Source organism: Caballeronia sp. NCF2 (assembly GCF_023631205.1).
GTDB lineage: Bacteria > Pseudomonadota > Gammaproteobacteria > Burkholderiales > Burkholderiaceae > Caballeronia > Caballeronia zhejiangensis.
This window is the reverse complement of the sequence record NZ_JALQDN010000002.1, coordinates 36622-52680: the sequence shown is the minus strand read 5'-3', so window position 1 is coordinate 52680 and position 16059 is coordinate 36622. Positions and strand designations below refer to the sequence as shown.

14 protein-coding genes are annotated in these 16059 nt (G+C 61.9%); 6 read left to right on the top strand and 8 right to left on the bottom strand.

Annotated elements, in window-relative coordinates; translation table 11 throughout:
- Nucleotides 1-23: 23 nt before the first annotated feature.
- Both NCS02_RS02460 and NCS02_RS02455 read right to left on the bottom strand, forming a co-directional pair.
- The gene (locus NCS02_RS02460) at nucleotides 24-1892 is read right to left on the bottom strand and encodes a DUF4209 domain-containing protein (RefSeq protein ID WP_250522876.1); all 1869 of its coding nucleotides are present in this window, start codon (nucleotides 1890-1892) and stop codon (nucleotides 24-26) included.
- Nucleotides 1893-2125: 233 nt separating this feature from the next.
- Nucleotides 2126-2686, bottom strand: coding sequence for a cob(I)yrinic acid a,c-diamide adenosyltransferase (locus tag NCS02_RS02455; RefSeq protein ID WP_244808095.1), 561 nt, complete (start codon nucleotides 2684-2686; stop codon nucleotides 2126-2128).
- 157 nt (nucleotides 2687-2843) lie between these two features.
- Between NCS02_RS02455 and NCS02_RS02450 the strand changes: the two genes are divergently transcribed.
- From NCS02_RS02450 to proC, 6 genes are all read left to right on the top strand, one after another.
- On the top strand, nucleotides 2844-4262 hold the full coding sequence (locus NCS02_RS02450) for an FAD-binding oxidoreductase (protein WP_034470645.1): 1419 nt from the start codon (nucleotides 2844-2846) through the stop codon (nucleotides 4260-4262).
- A 101-nt stretch (nucleotides 4263-4363) separates the two neighbouring features.
- Complete coding sequence (locus NCS02_RS02445; protein ID WP_033536577.1) at nucleotides 4364-5875, top strand: FAD-linked oxidase C-terminal domain-containing protein; 1512 nt, start codon at nucleotides 4364-4366, stop codon at nucleotides 5873-5875.
- Nucleotides 5876-5985: 110 nt separating this feature from the next.
- On the top strand, nucleotides 5986-7074 hold the full coding sequence (glcE, locus tag NCS02_RS02440; RefSeq protein ID WP_008351489.1) for a glycolate oxidase subunit GlcE: 1089 nt from the start codon (nucleotides 5986-5988) through the stop codon (nucleotides 7072-7074).
- An 8-nt stretch (nucleotides 7075-7082) separates the two neighbouring features.
- Nucleotides 7083-8309, top strand: a complete 1227-nt coding sequence (glcF, locus tag NCS02_RS02435; protein WP_008351491.1) for a glycolate oxidase subunit GlcF — start codon at nucleotides 7083-7085, stop codon at nucleotides 8307-8309.
- A gap of 45 nt (nucleotides 8310-8354) precedes the next feature.
- On the top strand, nucleotides 8355-9050 hold the full coding sequence (locus tag NCS02_RS02430) for a YggS family pyridoxal phosphate-dependent enzyme (protein WP_034470643.1): 696 nt from the start codon (nucleotides 8355-8357) through the stop codon (nucleotides 9048-9050).
- A gap of 14 nt (nucleotides 9051-9064) precedes the next feature.
- The gene (gene proC, locus NCS02_RS02425; RefSeq protein WP_250456592.1) at nucleotides 9065-9877 is read left to right on the top strand and encodes a pyrroline-5-carboxylate reductase; all 813 of its coding nucleotides are present in this window, start codon (nucleotides 9065-9067) and stop codon (nucleotides 9875-9877) included.
- A 13-nt stretch (nucleotides 9878-9890) separates the two neighbouring features.
- Here the strand turns inward: proC and NCS02_RS02420 are convergent, their stop codons facing one another.
- From NCS02_RS02420 to NCS02_RS02395, 6 genes are all read right to left on the bottom strand, one after another.
- A complete protein-coding gene (locus tag NCS02_RS02420) occupies nucleotides 9891-11135 on the bottom strand; it encodes a methyltransferase domain-containing protein (protein WP_250481473.1) in 1245 nt (414 codons plus the stop codon).
- Nucleotides 11136-11455: 320 nt separating this feature from the next.
- A complete protein-coding gene (gene ubiA, locus NCS02_RS02415) occupies nucleotides 11456-12316 on the bottom strand; it encodes a 4-hydroxybenzoate octaprenyltransferase (RefSeq protein WP_250481472.1) in 861 nt (286 codons plus the stop codon).
- 102 nt (nucleotides 12317-12418) lie between these two features.
- Entirely contained in the window at nucleotides 12419-12907 is a 489-nt protein-coding gene (locus NCS02_RS02410) for a Dps family protein (protein ID WP_008351500.1), read from the bottom strand.
- 126 nt (nucleotides 12908-13033) lie between these two features.
- A complete protein-coding gene (locus NCS02_RS02405; protein ID WP_250519306.1) occupies nucleotides 13034-13186 on the bottom strand; it encodes a hypothetical protein in 153 nt (50 codons plus the stop codon).
- A gap of 34 nt (nucleotides 13187-13220) precedes the next feature.
- Entirely contained in the window at nucleotides 13221-14693 is a 1473-nt protein-coding gene (locus NCS02_RS02400) for a catalase (protein ID WP_008351501.1), read from the bottom strand.
- Between the two features lie 325 nt (nucleotides 14694-15018).
- Nucleotides 15019-15978, bottom strand: coding sequence for a hydrogen peroxide-inducible genes activator (locus NCS02_RS02395; protein ID WP_008351503.1), 960 nt, complete (start codon nucleotides 15976-15978; stop codon nucleotides 15019-15021).
- Between the last annotated feature and the right edge of the window lie 81 nt (nucleotides 15979-16059).

Below are 16059 nucleotides of genomic sequence, written 5' to 3'. Positions count from 1 at the left end.
TACTACGACTATGATTGCGTAGGTCAGGTCGATATTGGCCCTTCGTCGTCCGCTGTCTCCCCGTTCTGCGTTGCATTCCAAAAGGGGAGGAAGACAAGCTTCAGGCAGAACCACCAGGCGTAGATGGAACCTGCAGAAAAGCAGTCATCCTCGTTCAGTAAGCCATGAGCGAGTTCGTTGCGGATATTCCACCCCAACGGATCGCAGAAGAGCGCGCGCATTTCGAACGCGAGGTCGTTACCAAAAACCTGCTCTAACTCTGGCAATTCCAGGAGTGTACTCAGCCCATTCTCATTCTCAACGCCGTTTCTAGCAACATTCGTCGTCTTAGCGCCTGCCGCTTTGAGTTGGTATCGAACTACGTGCTCGACTTGAGGTACCAACAGATGTAAAGCGGCAGCAAAGTCATTATCGAATCCGGCATACAAACCTCGTCCAAACATTTCGGCTCGATCCGCCGGAACGATCGGTGACTTATATGCCAGCGCTGCGAAGTCGGCGCGACGCAGTCGATGCTCAAGCCTTATCATGTCGAGTGCCGGTAAAATGAGCGCTTGCGTTACCAGACCTAATTGCATTCTGTACTCGCGCATCATCTCAGCATGGACCGCCGCATCATGATCATCTGAGCCGTGGTCTCGTGGCCCAGCACCGGGCCGCTTTGCGATTACTCTACCGTCGCGCGAGTAATAAACCGCGGCAAAAAGCGACAACAACGGGAATTCTTTGAGGCTTTGCTCGGATCGTTTACGCAGCTGTTCAGCACCTATCCCTCGTGTAACGTTCACAAACGCATTTAACGCATCCAGCGGCGCCTTTCCTTTCACGAGATCTGTTGCACGGTCGATTATCTCCGTAACATCAATCGGGTCCGAGCGAAGCACGTGCATCTCACCTAATGCCCCAGCGCCCGCTCTAGTCAACTTTTCGTGCACTTCGGCGATCCGCTTCTCGACAGCGTGTTGACCCCTAAGCGCGCCGGGGATTCGGCGATACGATTGTATAGCCTTCTCATAAAAATCTGCCGCGACCATGTTGCTGGGTACATATGACGATAGTGCTGCATCCGCTTCAGCCTCCCATGCTTTGGCGAGATTCGCGAGCATTTGCGCCGAGCTATTTTTATCCCCCATCGCCGAGAACCAATGCTCCGCTTCTTCGAAATATGTCCGGCTTGCATGAAACTCGTTTTTCTCTCCAAGGACGAACGCAATTGCCCCCAGACTCTCGGAAATAGCATAAGCAGCAGCTGTCCCAAATCGATTTTGCCTCATAAACTCTGCCAGCCAGAAGGCCATGAATCCATCGCTCGCATCGAGTTGGAGAAAACGCGCCAGGGCAGCCGACTCAATAGCTTGCAGATCCTTCTCCGCGGTTCGCCTAAGCATCCTCGCCAAGCTTACGGCGCGACGCCAGCAGTCATCTCCACCAGCAATCCAAGTTTCAAGCCTCAACGGAATCGTTACGTAGGCGTTGATGGCCATCAACGCAAACTTCGGATTCGGCGGCCGCAACGTGAGCCAAGCGAGGTCCGATAACCTTGCTCTTAGCCAAGGGTTGTCTACGAAGTCAACGAAGCTAGCGAGTAGGCTCAGGTCTTCGATCGAAAAGTCCGACGGAAGCGCGGAACGCCTTCCATCGGTTAGCGACAACATCGGCCTGAATGGCTCATTGATGCTCATCGGTGCAAGCATCATCGAAGTCGCATGGACTAGAAGCCTCAAGCACTCACCCTTTCTTAAATCTTTCTCTCCAACTGCGGACGTGGCGGCGTTCGAAAAATCTTGGAAAAGACCGGTATAACCTTTGCAAAGGTTATTTTTTACGATTAACTCCCATCCGCAGCCTCTCATTTCCGCGAGCGTCATTGCCGGAGCATTTTCGCTGTGCATGATGTAGTCGCGCCCTCAGTGTTGTATTGGTTATCAATGACCACAGAGTACTCCGATTTTCTAGTCGGAGTGGCGACAAAATCGCACAGGAAATAATTTCAGAGAATACTGAATCGACGTCTAAACTGAACGCAAAAGGGCTCAGCGTGGAGAATCATGGTTATTCTCTTTGGAAAACTACAAAAGGCTTCAATAAGCAACACGGCGTGACGTATATGCCAATATGGCCGCCTTCACATAGGTGATTTGATGTGAATCCAGAGGATGTCCTCGCCGCCATCCGCGCGATTAAGTACTCGCGCCAGAACAAATAAAAGATCGGATAGTCGATTCACATACCTCCGCGGCGCCTCATTAACCCCAGCAGTTTCAATGCGCCCCAACGCGACAATAGCCCTCTCTGCCCGACGGCAGACAGTGCGCGCGACATGCGCCAGCGCCGCCGCCCTTGACCCACCCGGCAAAATAAATTCCTTGAGCGGCGGCAATGTCGCGTTGTATTCCTCCAGCCACGCGTCTAATTGAGCGAGATGCGATTCCTGAATCATCGAATGCCCCGGAATCGACAACTCCCCGCCCAAATCAAACAAATCGTTCTGGATCCGAGTTAAAGCATCGCGCACATCTGAAGGCATCGGCTCACACAGAAGGACGCCGATACACGAATTCAACTCATCCACATCCCCGATCGCCGCAATCCTCGCATCGTCCTTGGAAACGCGGCTTCCATCGCCCAGCCCGGTCGTTCCATCATCGCCGGTACGCGTGGCGATCTTGCTCAAGCGGTGACCCATCATCGACTCCTGAAAAGCGGACAAAAACCCCGACCCATTATAGGCACGCGCCTCCGCGCGAAGCCCGCGGCGCCGACCGGCTCCTCGACGGCGTAAAATGAGATAGAAAGCCACGCCCAGAACAGAAACCAAAGCCGCACCGCCCGGAGACACGCACGTGAATCACCCCACCGAACATCAGGCGCTTCAGAAACGCCCCTTCCCCGCCGCGCTTCTCGATGCCCTGAAGCAGCAATTCGCCGACCGCGTCTCCACTGCGCAAGCAGTGCGCGAACACCACGGCCGCGACGAATCGCCGTTCGATCCGCAACTTCCCGATGCCGTCGTCTTCGCGCGCAGCACCGACGAAGTGCAAGCCATCGTCAAGCTCTGCGCCGAACACGACGTCCCGATCATCCCCTACGGCAACGGCTCGTCGCTCGAAGGCCATCTCCTCGCGGTGCAAGGCGGCGTCTCCATCGATTTGTCGGAGATGAACCAGGTCGTCTCGATCAACGCCGAAGACCTCACCGTCACCGTGCAGCCCGGCATCTCGCGCAAGCAACTGAACGAAGCGCTCAAAGACACCGGCCTCTTCTTTCCGATCGATCCGGGCGCGGACGCGAGCATCGGCGGCATGTCCGCGACGCGCGCCTCCGGCACCAACGCCGTGCGCTACGGCTCGATGCGCGAAAACGTCCTCGCGCTCACCGTCGTCCTCGCCGATGGCCGCGTCATCAAAACCGGCACGCGCGCGCGCAAATCGTCGGCGGGCTATGACCTCACGCGTCTTTTCGTCGGCTCGGAAGGCACCCTCGGCGTCATCACCGAAATCACCGTGCGCCTCTATCCGCAACCCGAAGCGATTTCGGCGGCCGTGTGCGCGTTTCCGTCGATGGGCGACGCCGTGCGCGCCGTCATCGAAACCATTCAGATGGGCGTGCCGATCGCGCGCGTCGAATTCGTCGACAAGCTCGCCGTGCGCGCCATCAACAAGCATTCGAATCTGACGCTACGCGAATCGCCGATGCTGTTCTTCGAATTCCACGGCACCGAATCCGGCGTCGCGGAACAGGCGCAGACGGTGCAGGACATCGTCGCGGAAAACAAAGGCGAGGACTTCGAGTGGGCGACGCGCCCCGAAGATCGCAGCCGTCTCTGGAACGCGCGCCATTCCGCCTACTTCGCGATGCTGCAACTGAAGCCCGGCTGCCGCGCCGTCACGACCGACGTCTGCGTGCCGATCTCGCGCCTCGCCGAATGCGTCGAGGAAACGGAGAAGGACCTGCAAGGCTCGTACTTGCCGAGTCCGATCGTCGGGCATGTGGGCGACGGCAATTTCCACGTCGCGATGCTGCTCGATCCGGCCAAGCCCGAAGAGCTCGAAGAAGCCGAGCGCATCAATCGGCTCATCGTCGGACGCGCGCTGAGGATGGGCGGCACCTGCACCGGCGAACACGGCGTCGGGCTGCACAAGATGGGCTTTCTGATCGACGAACACGGCGAGGACGCCGTCGACACGATGCGGGCCATCAAGCAGGCGCTCGATCCGAAGAATCTGATGAATCCGGGGAAAATCTTCGCTTTCGAAGGCTGACGAAGTCGCGCAAGATGCACGCATGAAGACGCGGCGCCGACCGCGCGGCCATCGAACAAGGAGGAGACGTGAACGCACCCGACGAGCTCAAAGCCGAGCAGATGTCGCCGAATCTGCCGCACGAAGACGCGCCCGCGCTGACCGAAGATCAGCTCGCCGCGCGTCAGCGTGAAGTCGTGCAGGCGCTGATGGCCGTGCTGCCGACGCACTGTCTGCTCTTTCGCGAGGAAGACACGGCCGCGTACGAATGCGACGGCCTCGCCGCGTATCGGCGTTTGCCGCTCGCCGTCGCGCTGCCTGAAACTGAAGCGCAGGTGCAGCGCGTCGTGCAGATCTGCGCGCGTCTCGCCGTGCCGATCGTTCCGCGCGGCGCGGGCACCGGCCTCTCCGGCGGCGCGATGCCGATCCGCCACGGCATCGTGCTGTCGCTCGCGCGCTTCCGGAAAATCATCGAGGTCGATCCGTACGCGCGCACGGCGACCGTGCAACCGGGCGTCCGCAATCTCGCCATTTCGGAAGCCGCCGCGCCGTTCGGCCTCTACTACGCGCCCGATCCGTCGTCGCAGATTGCGTGCACGATCGGCGGCAACGTCTCCGAAAACTCGGGCGGCGTGCACTGCCTGAAATACGGGCTCACGGTTCACAACGTCCTGCGCGTGCGCGCGGTGACGATGGACGGCGATGTCATCGAATTCGGCTCGCTCGGCCCCGATGCGCCCGGCCTCGATCTGCTCGCGGTGATGATCGGCAGTGAAGGCATGTTCGCGATCGTCACGGAGATCACCGTCAAGCTGATTCCGAAGCCGCAGACCGCGCAAGTCATCATGGCGAGCTTCGACGATGTCGTGAAAGGCGGCAACGCGGTTGCCGCGATCATCGCGGCGGGCATCATCCCGGCCGGACTCGAAATGATGGACAAGCCCGCGACGCGCGCCGTCGAGGAATTCGTCAACGCGGGCTACGATCTCGACGCCGCCGCGATCCTGCTATGCGAATCCGACGGCACGCACGATGAAGTCGCCGAGGAAATCGTCCGCATGACGGCGGTGCTGCGCGAACACGGCGCATCGCGCATCCAGATCTCGCGTTCAGAAGCCGAGCGCCTCAAGTTCTGGTCGGGCCGCAAGAACGCGTTTCCGGCGGCCGGCCGCATCTCGCCGGACTATTACTGCATGGACGGCACCGTGCCGCGCCGCGCGATCGGGCCGCTGCTCGCGCGCATCGAAGAGATGGAGAAGAAGTACGCGCTGCGTTGCATCAACGTGTTCCATGCGGGCGACGGCAACATGCATCCGCTGATTCTCTTCAACGGCAACGATCTCGACGAGTGGCATCGCGCGGAAGCGTTCGGCTGCGACATCCTGGAGGCGTGCGTCGAACTCGGCGGCACGGTGACGGGCGAGCATGGCGTCGGCATCGAGAAGATCAATTCGATGTGCGTGCAATTCTCGCCCGAAGAGCGCGACGCGTTCTTCGCCGTGAAGCGCGCGTTCGATCCGCCGGGTCTGCTCAACCCCGACAAGGGCATTCCGACGCGCGCGCGCTGCGCCGAATACGGCAAGATGCACGTGCGCGGCGGCCTGTTGCCGCACCCCGAGTTGCCGCGCTTCTAGCCGGGAGAACGCGTTCCGCTATCCACGTTTCCCCGCGTGTGGCGCCGTTAAGCGGCCGGTACAATCGACCGGACTGCCATAGAAAACCAGAATTCGAGAGCGGAACACCCATGGAACAGGACGACGTCGTCGCCGGCTGGTCGGAGAGGATCGCCCGCGCCACAGAAACCGGCACGCTGCTGCGTATCCGCGGCGGCGGCACGAAGGACTGGTACGGTCAGACGCTCCAGGGAGAGATCCTCGACACGCGGGCGTATCGCGGCATCATCGCGTACGATCCGGCGGAGCTCGTCATCACCGCTCGAAGCGGCACGCCGCTCGCCGAAATCGAAGCGGCGCTGCGTGAGCATAATCAGATGCTGCCGTTCGAGCCGCCGCATTTCGGGCGCAACGCGACGCTCGGCGGCTGCATCGCCGCGGGGCTTGCGGGCCCGCGACGCGCATGGACCGGCGCGCCGCGCGACTTCGTGCTCGGCGCGGTCGTCATGAACGGCCACGGACAAGTGCTGCACTTCGGCGGGCAAGTCGTGAAGAATGTCGCGGGCTATGACGTGTCGCGCCTGCTCGCCGGATCGCTCGGCACGCTTGGCCTGATTCTCGAACTGTCGATCAAGGTGCTGCCGCGCCCCGTCGCCGAAGCCACGCTGAAATTCGACATGCACGCGACAGACGGCGTGCGCAAGCTCAACGAATGGGGCGGGCATCCGCTGCCGATCTGCGGCAGCGCGTGGCGCGACGGCACGCTCGCGCTGCGTCTCGCGGGCGCCGAAGCAGCCGTGAAAACCGCGCGCAACACGCTCGGCGGCGAGGTCGTCGATGCGGTCGAAGCCGACCGATTCTGGATCGGCATGCGCGAACAGACCGATCCGTTCTTCGCTGTCATCGAACCGCGTTCGGCGCTGTGGCGGCTCGCTTTGCCGTCGATCGCCGAGCCGCTGCATCTGCCGGGCGCGCAACTGATGGAATGGGGCGGCGCGCAACGCTGGTGGATCACCGACACCGATCCGCAAACCGTGCGCATCAGCGCGAAACAGGCGGGCGGCCACGCGACGATCTTCCGCGCCGGCTCCGCCTACGATCGCAATGCAGGCGTTTTCACGCCGCTGCCCGCGCCGCTCATGAAAATTCACCGTGGATTGAAAGTTGCGTTCGATCCGGCGCGCATCTTCAATCGCGCGCGTTTGTATCCAGACTTCTAGGCGCATCGATGCAAACCAATCTCGCCGATTTCATCCGCGGCACGGCCGATGGCGACGAAGCCGACGCCATTCTGCGCAAGTGCGTGCACTGCGGCTTCTGCACGGCGACCTGCCCGACGTATCAGTTGCTCGGCGACGAGCTCGACGGGCCGCGCGGGCGCATCTATCTGATGAAGCAGATGTTCGAAGGCGCGCCCGTCACGCGCAGCACGCAACTGCATCTGGACCGCTGCCTCACCTGCCGCAATTGCGAAAGCACGTGTCCGTCCGGCGTGCAATACGGCAAGCTCGTCGAGATCGGGCGCAAGGTCGTCGAAGAAAAGGTCGAGCGGCCGATGCGTCAGCGTCTGCAACGGCGTCTGCTCGCAAGCTTCCTGCCGAACAGCACGCTCTTCACGCCCGCGATGAAGCTCGGTCAGCAGTTCCGCGGCATTCTTCCGCGCAAGCTGCGCGCGAAGATTCCGCTGCCCGAGCGCCCGCTCGCCGCGCCGACCAACAAGCACGAACGCAAGATGCTGATGCTCGCCGGATGCGTCCAGCCGGCGATGATGCCCAACGTCAACACGGCGACGGCGCGCGTATTCGACGCGCTCGGCATCGAGATCGTCACGGCGCCGGGCGCGGGCTGCTGCGGCGCGATCCGCCTGCATCTCGGCTACAACGACGACGCGCTCGACGACGTGCGCAACAACATCGACGCATGGTGGCCGTATGTCGAAAACGGCGTCGAGGCGATCGTGATGAACGCGTCGGGCTGCGGCGCGACCGTCAAGGAATACGCGCATCTGCTGCGCAACGATCCGGCGTACTCGGCGAAGGCGCAAAAGATCGTCGATCTCACGCGCGATCTCGCCGAAATCCTGCCGATGTACGAAGAAGAGCTGGTCGCGCTCGCGCGGCGGCGCGGCGTGCATACGGTCGCATTTCATCCGCCGTGCACGCTGCAGCACGGGCAGCAGATTCGCGGACGCGTCGAGCATCTGCTGACCGCGCTCGGCCTCGAAGTGCGCCTGCCTGCGGACAGCCATCTGTGCTGCGGATCGGCTGGCACGTATTCGGTCTTGCAGCCGAAGCTCTCGTACACGCTGCGCAATCAGAAGCTCGACCGGCTGGAAAAGCTGGAACCGCAGATGATCGTGTCGGCGAATGTCGGCTGCATCGCGCATCTGCAAAGCGGCACGTCGACGCCCGTCACGCACTGGATTCAACTGCTGGAACATCTGCTGTACGGTTGAGGCCGCTTCGTATAATGAGCGGCTCGACCGTCCCGAGCCTCAAGCATGTCCATCGCCCAACATCTCGAAGAAGTCCGGCAACGCATCGCGAAGGCGGCGCACGAAGCGTCGCGCGATGCGGATTCCGTCAAGCTGCTCGCCGTGTCCAAGACCTTTCCCGCCGACGACGTGCGCGCCGCCTTCGAAGCCGGCCAGCGCGCGTTCGGCGAGAACTACGTGCAGGAAGGCATCGCGAAGATCGCCGAGCTCGCGGATCTGCGCGGCGAAATCGAATGGCATTTCATCGGGCCGCTGCAATCGAACAAGACGAAGGTCGTCGCCGAGCAGTTCGACTGGGTGCATTCCATCGATCGCCTGAAGATCGCCGAACGTCTTTCCGCACAACGTCCGCCAAGCGCGCCCGCGCTCAACGTATGCGTGCAGGTGAACGTGAGCGGCGAGGCATCGAAGAGCGGCGTCGAACCGGATGAGGCCGCCGCGCTCGCGCATGCGGTCGCCGCCCTGCCGGGCTTGCGTCTGCGCGGCCTGATGGCGATTCCCGAACCCGCCGAAACACTCGACGCGCAACGCGAACCGCACGCGCGCCTGCGCGAACTGATGAACGCGCTGCGCGCCGACGGCCTCGATCTCGACACGCTGTCGATGGGCATGTCCGCCGATCTCGAAGCGGCCGTGCTCGAAGGCGCGACGATGGTCCGCATCGGCACCGCGATTTTCGGCGCGCGCAATTACACCAACTGACTTCACCATCAACCATGAAAATTGCATTCATCGGCGGCGGCAACATGGCCGCGGCGCTCATCGGCGGTCTCATCAAGCGCGGCACGGCGCCCGCTGACATCTATGCCATCGACATCAACGACGAAGCGCGCGCGCGCACGGCGAAGCAGTTCGGCATCGCGACGGGCGCGGCTGTCGACGAAGCGCTCGCCGGCTACGACGCGATCGTGCTCGCGGTGAAGCCGCAAGTGCTCAAGAGCGTGGCCGAAGCGCTCGCGCCGCATCTGTCGAAGCAGACGATCATCAGCATCGCGGCCGGCATTCGCGCGACGGATCTTTCGCGCTGGCTGAACGGCTACGCGCAGATCGTGCGCACGATGCCGAACACGCCCGCGCTGATCGGCATGGGCGTGACGGGGCTCGCCGCGCTGCCTGGCGTCACCGATGCGGCGAAGGCGCTCGCGTCGCAAGTGCTGGAAGCGGTCGGCACGGCCGTCTGGTTCGACGACGAAGCGAAGCTCGACGCCGTCACCGCGATCTCCGGCAGCGGCCCGGCCTACGTGTTCTATTTCATCGAAGCGATGCAGGAAGCCGCGCGCCAGCTCGGTATGGATGAGGAGCAAGGGCGCGCGCTCGCGGTCGCGACCTTCACCGGCGCGGCGCAACTCGCCGCGCAATCGGGCGAGCCGGCGAGCGTGCTGCGCGAGCGCGTGACGTCGAAGGGCGGCACGACGGCGGCGGCGCTCGCATCGTTCGAGGCGCAAGGCGTGAAGGATGCGATCGTGCGCGGCGCGCTCGCGGCAGAAGCGCGGGCGAGAGAGATGGGGGATGAGTTGGGCGGGGCTTGAGGGCGCCGCGCTCTCAAAGTTTCTGCACGACGAATTCTATGCCGCATTCCGAGAATGCGGTGCGCGTCTGATCGTAGCGCTCCATGCCGTGCAGGAAACTGTGATCCAGAAGCTCGACCTTCTTGATGCTGACTTCGCGCTCGAAACTGCGCAGCAAATCCACAACGTTGATCGAAACGGGCGACCAGCTTTCCCGCTTGTATAGGGTGAACGTGTGCTTGTGGTCGCCGTTGAACGTCGACGGCCACATGCCCTGCTCGTAGAGATCCTCGTCCGGCACGGTGATGACGAGATGGCCGCCCGGCTTGAGCACGCGCAACCAGTGGCGCATCGCGACACGCGGGTCGATCATGTGTTCGAGGCAGTGCCCGGAATAGACGAAATCGAAGCTGTCGTCCTGAACGTTCTCGAGATATTGCGCGTCGCCCTGCTCCCACTCGTAGACCGTCACCCTGTCGATACGCGGAAACAACGATCGATACAGCGCGATGCTGTCATTGCCGCCGCCGATATCGAGCCCATTGCCCACGAGCCAGCGATTGCTGAAACGAGCGTCGAGCAAGCGGCGGTTGAGCGAGATGCAGGTCGTGCCGGGAACGCCTAGGGTGAGCGCGAACGGCTGCGTCTGGTCGCCGGGCATCACCCATTTTTTCAGCGCGTATTCGCCCCATGCGCGCGGCCACAGGACCGCGTAGCCCGTATCCTCGGAATGCCAGTGCAGCGTGTGCGAGGAGTCGAACGACGCCAGCAGTTCGAGGAACGCCGCTTCCTGATCGAAGCCGTTTTCGGCCCAATCCGGAAGCGTCCCGCAGCTTGTCTGAAACTCGCGCCGGTAGATGCGTACATCGTCCAGCACGATAAGCGCGTCACTGGCCCGCCCGCGCATGAGTTCAAGTTCCGCGAGCAACGGCAGGCGCTCGGTCGGAGAGTGTTCCTGACTCATGTAACTCTTGCCGCCATGGTCCGCGCCCGGATAGTGTGCGTCGAGAAACACGAGGCAGCGCTGTTCGGCGAGCACGCCGGTCACCGAATCGGAGCGCAGAAAGGTGAGACTGTCCGCGTTCACCACATTGAGCCGCTCGCTTTGCTCCGCTTCGGCGAAGAGCGGTTCGAAGATTTCGCAGGACAGCGCTTTCGCGAAACCCGCGCCCAAGGCGGCACGGCACGAGTCGCCTCGTCCATAGCCGGTCTCGATGAGATGCGTGACTCCGTTTCGGGATGCGAGTCCGGTTAGATCGAAGCGAGCGAGAAAACCCATGACTGACACATTGGAAGTAAAGCAAACGAACGAATGCAGCCGCGCGGAAATACCCCGCGGCGTTCGGTTGGCTTGTCGAAGGAAGGCCGGCGCATTCGCAATCGAATTGCCGGGCGGTGTATAACGCGTCTTTCAGACGCGCCCAAAGGATTAGCTAGTTGCCTAACTTGGCGAACTTATCAAAAGATAAGACCGCGAGACTTCAATGTGAACAAATTTGTCGTTCTCAGACCATTTCGCAGGCCGGAATAAAACAGCGGGCGGCGCGATGTCGCAACGTGCGTTGCACACGTTGCGGCACCCGATCCACGCGAACGGGATCAGTTCGACAGTGCATACTGCAACGCAATCCCCGCAAACAACATCCCGCCGAGCCAGTTGTTATGCCTGAACGCGGCGAAGCACGCCATGCGCTCACGATTGCGGATCAGCCCATAGTGATAAACCGCGCAGCCCGCCGCTGCGAGCCAGCCGAGCCAGTAGGGCCAGCGGAAGCCCAGCGCGACGCCGATGCCCACGTAAATCGCGAGCGTTATCGCGTAGCAGAGCATGACGGCAAGCACGTCGTATCGCCCGAAGGTGAGCGCGGACGTGCGAATGCCGATCTCGATGTCGTCGTCGCGATCGACCATCGCGTATTCGGTGTCGTACGCGACCGACCAAAACACGTTCGCCGCGAGCATGATCCACGCGAGCATCGGCACCTGGTTCTGCACGGCGGCGAAGGCCATCGGAATGCCGAAGCCGAACGCGATGCCCAGATACGCCTGCGGGATCGCGAAGAAACGCTTGGTGAACGGATACGAACCCGCCACGAACAGCGCGAACACCGACAGTTCCTTCGTGAGCGTGTTGAGCGGCAGGATCAGCAGGAACGCGACGAGCGAGAGCGCCGCCGCGAGCGCCACGGCTTCCCACGCCTTGATCTTGCCCGATGTGATCGGCCGCTCCGCCGTGCGCTTCACGTAGCGGTCGAAATCGCGATCCGCGTAGTCGTTTATCGCGCAGCCCGCCGAGCGCATCAATATCGTGCCGACGATGAAAATGACGAGCAGCATCGGCGACGGATGGCCGCTCGACGCGATCCACAACGCATTGAGCGTCGGCCACAAGAGCAGCAGGCTGCCGATAGGCTTGTCGAGGCGCACGAGGCGCATGTAGAGCGGAAAACGGGCGAACATGGCGGACCTGGGAGCGAAATTCACGACGAGCTATTTTAGATCAGCCCGAAAAGCAAAAACCCCGCGTGAAAGCGGGGTTTCGTCATGTCGAGGCCGAGCGCTTCAGGCCAGCATCGCGCGCAGCATCCACGCGGTCTTCTCGTGCGTCTGCATGCGTTGCGTGAGCAGGTCGGCGGTCGGCTCGTCGTTCGCGGCTTCCGTCGCCGGGAAGATCTCGCGCGCGGTGCGGACGACGGCTTCCTGGCCTTCCACGAGTTGGCGGATCATGTCTTCGGCGGCCGGCACGCCGTCCGCTTCCGGAATCGACGACAGCTTCGCGAAGTCCTTGTAGCTGCCCGGCGCGTGCACGCCCAGTGCGCGAATGCGTTCGGCGATCGAATCGACGGCGAGCGCCAGTTCGTTGTACTGGGTCTCGAACATCAGATGCAGCGTGTTGAACATCGGACCCGTGACGTTCCAGTGAAAGTTGTGGGTCTTCAGATACAGCGTGTACGTGTCGGCCAGCAGGCGGGACAGCCCGTCGGCGATCTTCTTGCGGTCTTTGTCGCTGATGCCGATATTGACGGCGGGTGCAATGCCTTTCTTCGCCATGATGACTCCGAGAGAGAGTTGATTCGAAAGGTGCGAACGCCGCGCGCAAGAGCTTGCCGCGCGGCGTTTCGAGCGTTCGACAGTTTATCGTATAAACGGGGAACGATTCATTGCACGGCGACGCTATCACGCGCCCGCGACACCGCCCGCGACGATCAGCCCGTATCCCACCGCGACGATCCCGAACGCGATCGCGACGCGCACGCCGCGCGATGCCCGAACGCTCGTTGCGTCGATCTGCTCGACGGCCTGTGCGATGTGATGCAACGCCTGAGACATGATGTGTTCTCCCGTGTTTCCGAAAGCGCCGCCGTCAGACGGCTGCGGTGTCCTGCTCTTCGATCGTCTGCCCGAGCTTCGCGAGCGCATCGATCACGCCTTGCGCATACGCCGGATCGATACGGCGGAAATGCCCGATCTGCCGCGCGACGATCTCGTTCGGCACGCCATGAATGTGCCGCGCGATGTTGCCGAAGAAGCGTTCGCGCTGGGCTTCGTCGAAGAGTCTGAAAAGCGCTGCCGGCTGGCTGTAGTAATCGTCGTCCTCGCGATGGTCGTAGCGATGCACCATCCCGCCCGCTTGCGGCGGCTCGTTTGCGTTCACGTCCTGCGCGAATTCGCCGTAACGGTTCGGCTCGTAGTTCACGCGGCCGCCGAGGTTGCCGTCGGTCCGCATCGCGCCATCGCGATGAAACGTGTTCGCGACCGACGTACGCGGCGCATTCACCGGAATCTGATGATGGTTGACGCCGAGCCGATAGCGCTGCGTGTCGCCATAGGAGAAAAGACGCCCCTGCAACAGCCGGTCCGGCGAGAAGCCAATGCCCGGCACCACGTTCGCCGGCGTGAAGGCGGCCTGCTCGACGTCCGCGAAGTAGTTCTGCGCATTGCGATTCAGCTCGATCACGCCGACGTCGATCAGCGGATAGTCCTTGTGCGACCACACTTTCGTGATGTCGAACGGATTCACCTTCGACTTCGCAGCCTCGTCTTCCGTCATCACCTGAATGCGGAAATTCCAGCGCGGGAAATTGCCTTTGTCGATGTTGTCGACGAGATCGCGCTGCGCGCTCTCGCGATCGGCGGCGATCACGGCGGCGGCTTCGGCGTCGGTATAGTTCTCGAGCGGCTGCTGCGACTTGAAATGGAACTTCACATAGAAGCGCTCACCGTCGGCATTGATGAACGAGAACGTGTGCGATCCGAAGCCGTGCATTTGACGGTAGTTCTTCGGGATGCCGCGGTCGCTCATGAGAATCGTCACCTGATGCAGCGATTCCGGATGACGCGACCAGAAGTCCCACGCCGCGACATTGCTGCGCATATTCGTGTACGGATCGCGCTTTTGCGTGTGGATGAAGTCGGGAAACTTCAGCGGATCGCGGATGAAAAACACCGGCGTGTTGTTGCCGACGACGTCCCAGTTGCCCTCTTCCGTGTAGAACTTGATCGAGAAGCCGCGCACGTCGCGTTCGGCGTCCGCGGCGCCGCGCTCGCCCGCGACCGTGGAAAAGCGCATGAAGATCGGCGTTTCCTTACCGATGTCGGCGAACAGCTTCGCCTTCGTGTAGCGCGAGATATCGTGGGTGACGCGGAACGTGCCGAAAGCGCCCGAGCCCTTCGCGTGCACGCGGCGCTCGGGAATCACTTCGCGGTCGAAGTGCGCGAGCTTTTCGACGAGCCAGAAGTCTTGCAGCGTGACCGGGCCGCGTGGACCTGCGGTCTGCGAGTTCTGGTTGTCGCCGACGGGTGCGCCTGCTGCGGTCGTGAGTCGTTGAGTCGTCATCGTGATGCTCCTGTTTTTGAGGTTCGGCGTGAGATGAATGCGGATCGGCCGCGCGTCATGCGGCGCTTGCGAAATCGGCGAGGATCGAGACCGCCATCTGGCGAAGGTCACTCCAGCGGTCGAAGAAGGTCGCGGCGGTCATGAAATCCTCTCTGTGTCGTCATCTGAGAAGGATCGTAACGCAAGCTATCGGTTTTTATAATTCGATTAAATTTATATATGCGATAGATCAAGCGAAGTGCCGGTTTCGCTTGCGCGCGCTACCGCAAAAAAGAAAACGCCGCGCTCCGTTGCCAGAGCGCGGCGTTTCGTGGGGACAGCCGAGTCAGTTCACGGCGACCGGCATATCGAGCTTTTTCACGCCCGGCAGATCGCAATTGGCGATTGCGTCGCAGATGGCGTCGATCGCGGGCATGCGCGTGAAGCTCTTGCGCCACGCGAGCACGACGCGCCGGTCCGGCACGGGCTCGTCGAACGGTACGTAGCTGAGCAGACCCGAATCGATGCCCGCCGCGTGCGGCTTCACCTCGCTCACCGACATGCGCGGCAACACGGTAATGCCGACGCCGCTCGCGACCATATGACGGATCGTTTCCAGCGACGAGCCTTCGAACGTCTTCTGGATGCCGTCCGCGTTCTGCGAGAAGCGCATCAGTTCCGGGCACACGCCGAGGACGTGATCGCGGAAGCAATGGCCGCTGCCGAGCAGCAGCATGGTTTCCTGCTTGAGATCGTCCGGATCGATCTTCGCACGGTTCTCCCACGCGTGCCCCGACGGCATCGCGACGACGAACGGCTCGTCGTAGAGCGCGCGCACCATCAGGCCGGTTTCAGGGAACGGCAGCGCCATGATCGCGACATCGATTTCGCCTTGCTTCAGAAGCTCGATCAGTTTGAGCGTGTAGTTCTCCTGGAGCATGAGCGGCATCTGCGGAACGGACTTGATCATCTGCTTGACGAGCGTCGGCAGAAGGTACGGTCCGATCGTATAGATCACGCCCAGACGCAGCGGTCCGACGAGCGGATCCTTGCCCTGCTTGGCGATTTCCTTGATGGCGAGCGTCTGTTCGAGCACGCGCTGCGCCTGCGTCACGATCTGCTCGCCGATCGGCGTTACGCTGACTTCGCTCGTGCCGCGCTCGAAGATCTGCACGTTCAGTTCGTCTTCGAGCTTCTTGATTGCCACCGACAAGGTCGGCTGGCTGACGAAGCACGCCTCGGCCGCGCGGCCGAAATGCCGTTCACGCGCGACCGCGACGATGTACTTCAATTCGGTGAGGGTCATTGGAGGCCAATGAAATACATTGATTCGATAGGTTTGAGTTATACACCCGCCGGCTGCCGTTCGACAACTTTTGCCGATTCG